Genomic DNA, 1,550 nt, shown 5'->3' on the forward strand with positions numbered 1-1,550 from the left:
TCAGGCTGTCGAGAAAATCTTGACAGCCTTATTTTTTCCCTTAAAATTCCCATCTCCTCATTTTATAATAGAGAAAAGCCCATTAAAGGAAGGTGTTTTTCTCATGTTCCACACTAGAAATTCTTCTCAGCACGAAGCCGAATTTGTATTGCTAGATCAACTGGTCGAAGAGGATCACCTGCTTCGTAAAATTGATCAGTACATTGATTTTTCATTTATCATAGACAAAGTAAAACCTTATTATAGTGAGAATAAAGGTCGCCCCTCACTTGACCCCCTTATTTTGTTCAAAATGATGTTTATCGGATACCTCTATGGTATCCGTTCTGAAAGACAACTTGAAAAAGAAATTTACTATAACATGGCGTATAGATGGTTTTTAGGTTTGAACATCAATGCCCCTGTTCCACATCACTCGACCATCAGTTGGAATCGTCGTACTCGTTTTAAAGATACATCGATTTTTCAAGATATTTTTGATGAGATTGTGCTTCAAGCCATCAATCACGATATGGTTGGAGGGCGCGTCCTCTTTACTGATTCAACCCATCTAAAAGCGAATGCCAATAAACATAAATATACGAGAAAAACGATTGAACAAGACACTCAGAACTATCTGAAAGAATTAGATGAAGCCGTCCAAGAAGATCGAGAGATACATGGAAAAAAGCCCTTAAAGGGAAAAGAGGAGGTGAAAACGGAAAAAGAGATTCGCCAAAGTACGACTGATCCTGAAAGCGGCTATCTTTATCGTGAAAATAAGCCTGAAGGCTTTTTCTATCTAGACCACCGTACTACAGATATGAAGTACAATATCATCACTGATGCCCATGTCACGCCTGGCAATGTCCACGATTCTGTTCCATACCTTGATCGATTGGATCACCAAATCGCACGATTTGGTTTTCAAGTAGAAGCTGTTGCCCTTGATTCTGGTTATTTGACAACTCCAATCTGTAAGGGCTTATCCGATCGCCGTATTTTTGGTGTCATCGCACATAGACGTTTTCATCCAACAAGAGGATTATTTGAGAAGTGGAAATTTCAGTATGATTCTGAACATGATCATTACATATGTCCGAAGGGTGAGAAGCTTTTATATACTACAACTGATCGAAAAGGTTATAGGTTCTACAAATCAGATCCAAAAAAATGTGCATTCTGTCCTTTCCTTGAAAGGTGTACAAGGTCTAAAAATCACCAAAAAGTCATCTCAAGACATGTGTGGGAAGAACATAAAGAAAAGATCAGACAAAATCGTCTATCTGTCTCTGGAAAAGAGCTATACAAAAAAAGAAAAGAAAAAATAGAGCGAAGCTTTGCAGATTCAAAACAACTGCACGGGCTTCGCTACTGCCGGTTAAGGGGAAAACAAAATGTGAGTGAGCAAGTTCTTCTCACAGCTGCCTGCCAGAATATGAAAAAGATTGCCACACACCTAGCGAAACTAGGCTAGGTGTGTGGGAGGGCTTTTTCGATACATTTCATTCAACATATATACCTTTAAAATAAAAAAGATTGTAGAAAAACATGAGTTTCTCTACAATCTG

Annotated in this window: 1 protein-coding gene; it reads left to right on the plus strand. The window is 38.4% G+C overall.

Annotated features, from left to right (window positions below; genetic code table 11):
* Positions 1-103: 103 nt before the first annotated feature.
* Positions 104-1,456, plus strand: coding sequence for an IS1182 family transposase (locus AB1K80_RS17130; protein WP_412858142.1), 1,353 nt, complete (start codon positions 104-106; stop codon positions 1,454-1,456).
* Positions 1,457-1,550: the final 94 nt, after the last annotated feature.

It is taken from the genome of Bacillus sp. 179-C3.3 HS, assembly GCF_047229225.1.
In the GTDB taxonomy this organism is placed as follows: Bacteria; Bacillota; Bacilli; order Bacillales; family Bacillaceae; genus Bacillus.